The sequence below is a fragment of the Deltaproteobacteria bacterium genome, assembly GCA_011375175.1.
GTDB lineage: Bacteria > Desulfobacterota > GWC2-55-46 > GWC2-55-46 > DRME01 > DRME01.
This window is the reverse complement of record DRME01000109.1, coordinates 1-4,894: the sequence shown is the minus strand read 5'-3', so window position 1 is coordinate 4,894 and position 4,894 is coordinate 1. Positions and strand designations below refer to the sequence as shown.

Here is a 4,894-nt window from a genome sequence, read left to right as displayed (position 1 = left end):
CCTCGATCCTCACCCCGCCTGCGTCAAGGGCGCTCGCAACGGGCCTGCCCAGGCTCTTGTTTATGGACTGGACCACGTTTCTGGCCGTCGAGAAGTCGGGGCGGCGCAGCGTAAGGAGCAGCTCCTCCTTCTCCGAGAAGTCGACGACCACCTCTTTCTCTATGATGGCTCCGCCCGTTATCTTGCCCACGGTCTGGTGGTTCTTGCGGACCTTGGCGCCAGTGCCGCCTGCGGAGAAGCCGCCCAGCGATATGGGGCCCTGGGCCGTGGCGTAGACGAAGCCGTCCGGGCCCTTGAGAGGCGTTATGATGAGTGTACCGCCCTCGAGGCTCGTGGCGTCCCCCAGCGAGGAGACGACGACGTCCACGGTCGAGCCCGGACGCGCGAAGGGCGGGAGCTCGGCCGTGACGAGCACGGCCGCCGTGTTCTTGACCCTGATGAGCGTGGGGTCGATCTTTATGCCCATCTTCTTGAAGAGGTTGGCAAGGCTCTGCATGGTGTAACGGGCGCTCGTCTTGTCGCCCGTGCCCGTGAGCCCCACGACGAGGCCGTAGCCCGTGAGCTGGTTGGGCCTCACCCCCTCCATGAAAGCTATGTCCTTTATCCTCGCGCCATGGGCCGCGGCCGCCGCCGCGAGCAGCAGCAGGGCCGCCGTCCCGGCGGCGAAAAGTCTCTTAGAACGGCCACACATTGTCAAGCGCCCTCCTGAGCCAGCCGGGGCTCTGTTCGTCGCCCACCACGCCGCGGCCCGAGTACTCGATCCTCGCGTTGGCCACGTATACGGACGACACCTCGTTGTTCTCGTCGATGTCTTCGGGCCTGACTATGCCGCTGAGGGTAACGTACTGGGTCTCGTTGTTGACCACCGTGTCCTTCTTGCCCTCGATGACGAGGTTGCCGTTGCCCAGCACCTCGACCACCACGGCCGTGAGGGTCGCCTTCAGCTCCCCCTTGCGCTCGGTCTTGCCCTCGCCCTCGAACTGGGCGCTCGTATCGGCGTTCACGGTGGGGGTGAAACCCTGTCCCTTCCAGCTCCCGAGCGACGGCGTTATGCCGAAGAGGCCGCTGAGCCCGCCCGATGCCTTGCTCTTGCGGGTCGTCTCGGTGATGGCCTCCTTGGTGGCGCTCGTCTTCTCGGCGATGGTGATCGTCACCACGTCGCCCACGTGCCAGGCCCTGAGGTCCTGGTAGAGGTTGTTGCGCGACGTCTCGCCGGGCCAGAGCGAGCCGGCCGACGAGGGATAGGGCCTGGGCTGCACGGCTATGGTCCTGGTGTCTATCTTTTTCGGCTCCGGTGTTGCGCAGCCCGTTATGATCAGGGCCGCGAGAGCCGCCGTGACGATGCCGTTTCTCATGGTCCGCTCCCCGGTTCAGAAGACGACGGTGACGGTGCCGTCGCTCTCCACCCTTCCGGCCACCCTCTTGCCCGTGGACATGCGCACCCCTATGGTGGCGCCGGCATGGCCGTCCTCGAGCGCCACGGCCGGGAGTTTTATCCTCACCGCGCCGCTCGTTGCGAGCACCGTGACCCTGTCTCCCCGCATCACCAGCGGCTCGGGCTTCACGTACTCGGAGCTTATGACGGCCCCGGCCCTTATGGGCCTCTTCACGAGCATGCCCACGGCCTGCGCCGGGTCCCCGAGCGCAGTGGCCGGTATCTGCCTCGACTCCACCCTTGCAACCCTCACGTCACCGGGCCCGATCCTGTCGTTTATGCGAAGCCTGCGCAGCGCCACGACCACGTCCCTGTAGAGGCGCACCACGGCCGTCGCCCAGACCGTCCCCACCTCGGAGCCGTCCTTGACGAGCCTCACGGCAACGCTCACCCTGCCTGCCGCGGCCCCATCCAGCCCCGACGGGGACCGGATCGAGAGCTCGTCGAAGTCGCCCTCCACGCTCCCGCCGCGCAGCACCACGTCCTCGACGACGAGCTCGCCGTCCTTCCACGGCGAGTTGGCGAGTATGTACCCGGTGACGGCCTCGCTCACCCGCTCCTTCAGGGACGGCCGCTTCGGCGAGACGGCCGGCCAGGCCGCCGGCGCCGCCACAAGAACAGCGAGCACGGCTGTCAGGACCCCTCTCATCTTCCCTTACCTCTTGAGGTTGTTGGCCGTCTGGAGCATCTCGTCGCTCGTCTGTATGGCCTTGGAGTTCATCTCGTAGGCCCGCTGGGCCGTTATCATGTTGACCATCTCCTCCACCACGTCGACGTTGCTCATCTCCACGAAGCCCTGGGCGAGCGTGCCGATCCCCTCTGTTCCGGGGACCCCCGTAAGAGGGTCCCCGGACGCAGCGGTAGGTAGGTAGAGGCTCCTTCCGGTTGCTCTCAAACCGGAGGGATTGACAAACCTGGCGAGCTCGATGTTGCCGAGTTCGGTGGGTACCGATACGCCAGGTTGAGTCACGGAGACGATCCCGTCGGCGCTTATGGTGATGGTGAGGGTATCCGACGGGAAGGTGATCGTCGGCTCTATGGTGTAGCCGTCGGCGGTGACGAGGGTGCCCGTAGAGTCGACCATGAGCTGACCGGCCCGCGTGTAGGCGATGGTGCCGTCGGGGAGGGTGACCTGGAAGAATCCGTCGCCCTCGATGGCCAGGTCCAGGGGATTGCCTGTCTGCTGGAGGTTGCCCTGGGAAAAGAGCTTCTGGGTGGCCACGGTCCTTGTGCCGAGCCCAACCTCCAGGCCCGTGGGGACCTGGGTCGCCGGAGAGCTCGACGTGCCGGCGCTCTTGAGCTCCTGGTAGAGCAGGTCCTGGTAGGAGCCCCGCGCCTTCTTGAAGGCCGCCGTGTTGACGTTGGCCAGGTTGTGCGCTATGAGGTCGATATTGAGCTGCTGAGCCTCCATCCCGGTCGACGCCGTCCATAATGCCCTTATCATCGCTGACCTCCCTTAAACCTGTCAAACCCTGCAAAAAGCGGATCAAGAGGTCCTTCCGACCTCGTTTACGGCCTTGCGGGCCTCGTCGTCCATGGCCTCTATGACCTTGCTCTGCGTCTCGTAGGAACGGGACACCTCTATCATGGCCACCATCTGGCGCACCACGTTGACGTTGGACTTCTCCTGGTAGCCCTGAAGCACGCGCACGCCGTCACCGGCCTTGAGCTCCTCCATGCCGGTGCCGTCGGCGCTGTAGAGGCCGCCCTCCTTGCGCAGGGCGCCGGGGTCGTCGAAACGGCCTATCCTGAGCCTTGCCACCACGACGCCATCGACCTCCACGTTGCCCGCACTGTCAATGTTGACGCCCGGCGTGGTCAATTTTATGACGCCCTTGTCGCCGAGGACGGGGTGGCCGTCGGCGGTCGTCAATCTTCCGTCGGCATCGAGCCTGAAGCTGCCCTGCCTCGTGTACCTTATGCCGTAGGGGGTCTCGACGGTGAAGAAGCCGTCGCCCTCGATGGCCAGGTCCAGGACGTTGTCCGTCTTCACCAGGGGGCCCTGGCTCATGTCGTTCACCACGGACAGGCCCGTCACAAAGGAGCGCAGCCCCGCCGCATCGGGACTCTCCACCGTGAAGAGGGGACGCTGCTTCTTGAAGCCCGCGGTGGCGGCGTTTGCCAGGTTGTTGGCGATGAGCTCGAGCCTCTTTTCGAGCATCGACGCCCCCGAGAGGGCCACATAAATGCTTCTGTCCATCTCTACCTCCCGCCGAGAGAATATTGCAACAAGCGTGCCAACAGCAGGAGAGGATGCAACTGCCCGGAAAACAAGGACTTCGAGGAAGGAGGACGTCGAGCCCCCGTCAAGATGCAGTCACCGGGGCGGGGAAGGTTTTTCCGCAGGAGAAGAAATTTCCCCTCGGCGGGTTCGGCGGAGACGGCGCTGGGAAGGCCCTGATCGTCATGCCTGGAGAGACTTCCCGAAGAGGGGCCACGGCCCCCTTGTATGTTGTTCGTATGGGGAGCTGTCCCCGGCAGGTGCGGCCCGCAAGGGCGTAAAGACCCCGGCCGGCGCGGACCGCACCTGCCGGGGACAGCGAAGGCATGGAGATGGAATCCATGGAGGGGCTTGGGGAGCGGGTCTACCGGGAGTCGAGGTTACTCAGCGCGGCGAGGAGCTCTATCTCACCCTTGTAGAGGCCCAGCCTCTTCGCCACCTCTTCGGGGCGTTCCCCGGCCCTGAGCATGATGAGGGCCTCCCGGTAGTCTTCCCTGCCCGCGGGACGGACGGGAGGACGGTCGCGCAGTTCGGCGAGGGCGTCTTCGAGGGAGTTTATGACGTTTTCGAGGCGGATCTGCTTTTTTCTGATGCCGGCGTCCAGTTCCTCCACGGCCTTGAGCTTCTTTTTGAGGAGCGCGCAGAGGCGCTCGGCGTCCTCGGCGCCCTTGCGCAGTCTCTGGAGGAGCTCTTCGGTGCCGGCCGCCCGAGACGCTGCGCTGCCGCGGCTCATGGCCCCGGACCTGAGGAGAAAAAAGAGGATCGCGGCCATGATGGCCGTGTCGACGAGGATGAGCGCTATGGCCAGAGAGGACATGTGACTATCCCGGCGTGAAAAGTGTTATGCGAGGACGTCTATGCCGCCGCCGGCGCCACGCCCGCCCCCTCCCCGCTTCCCGGAGGCACCCTTCCCGGCACGGCGGCCGTCGTCCTTTCGCCTGTCGGCCTCGCTCACATCACCGCCACCCTTGGGACGCACCGGCCGTATGGCCTCAACACCCCTCAAGGAAGCCGGAACCGCGGGCAGCCCCACCATCTTTATGTCACTGCCAGACATACCGATCACTTCCTTAAGAAACTCTGATTTATTGCCCTGAGGGAACCTTTTTGTAAAAAGGTTCCCTCAGACTCCCTCCAAAAACTTTTAATGCGAGTTGGTTTCCCCCTGTTTTGCCAGGCAAAACAGGGGGAAACCAACTCGTATTGAAAGTCTTTGAAGGGGGTCTGGGGGAAACTTT

7 protein-coding genes are annotated in these 4,894 nt (G+C 64.5%); all 7 read right to left on the bottom strand.

What is annotated here, in order from left to right; genetic code table 11:
• The coding region (locus ENJ37_09000; protein ID HHL40630.1) for a flagellar basal body P-ring protein FlgI at positions 1-691 on the bottom strand (691 nt) is incomplete at its 3' end.
• Positions 675-1,355, bottom strand: a complete 681-nt coding sequence (locus tag ENJ37_08995) for a flagellar basal body L-ring protein FlgH (GenBank protein ID HHL40629.1) — start codon at positions 1,353-1,355, stop codon at positions 675-677. The genes ENJ37_08995 and ENJ37_09000, both read right to left, overlap by 17 nt.
• Before the next feature lie 15 nt (positions 1,356-1,370).
• Positions 1,371-2,084, bottom strand: coding sequence for a flagellar basal body P-ring formation protein FlgA (gene flgA / locus ENJ37_08990; GenBank protein ID HHL40628.1), 714 nt, complete (start codon positions 2,082-2,084; stop codon positions 1,371-1,373).
• 6 nt (positions 2,085-2,090) lie between these two features.
• Positions 2,091-2,879 carry a flagellar basal-body rod protein FlgG gene (flgG, locus tag ENJ37_08985; protein HHL40627.1) on the bottom strand — a complete coding sequence of 263 codons (789 nt, stop codon included), beginning with the start codon at positions 2,877-2,879 and terminating at the stop codon, positions 2,091-2,093.
• Between the two features lie 42 nt (positions 2,880-2,921).
• Positions 2,922-3,635 carry a flagellar basal-body rod protein FlgF gene (gene flgF, locus ENJ37_08980; GenBank protein HHL40626.1) on the bottom strand — a complete coding sequence of 238 codons (714 nt, stop codon included), beginning with the start codon at positions 3,633-3,635 and terminating at the stop codon, positions 2,922-2,924.
• Between the two features lie 385 nt (positions 3,636-4,020).
• The gene (locus ENJ37_08975; GenBank protein ID HHL40625.1) at positions 4,021-4,473 is read right to left on the bottom strand and encodes a DUF2802 domain-containing protein; all 453 of its coding nucleotides are present in this window, start codon (positions 4,471-4,473) and stop codon (positions 4,021-4,023) included.
• Positions 4,474-4,497: 24 nt separating this feature from the next.
• On the bottom strand, positions 4,498-4,713 hold the full coding sequence (locus ENJ37_08970) for a hypothetical protein (protein HHL40624.1): 216 nt from the start codon (positions 4,711-4,713) through the stop codon (positions 4,498-4,500).
• Positions 4,714-4,894 lie beyond the last annotated feature (181 nt).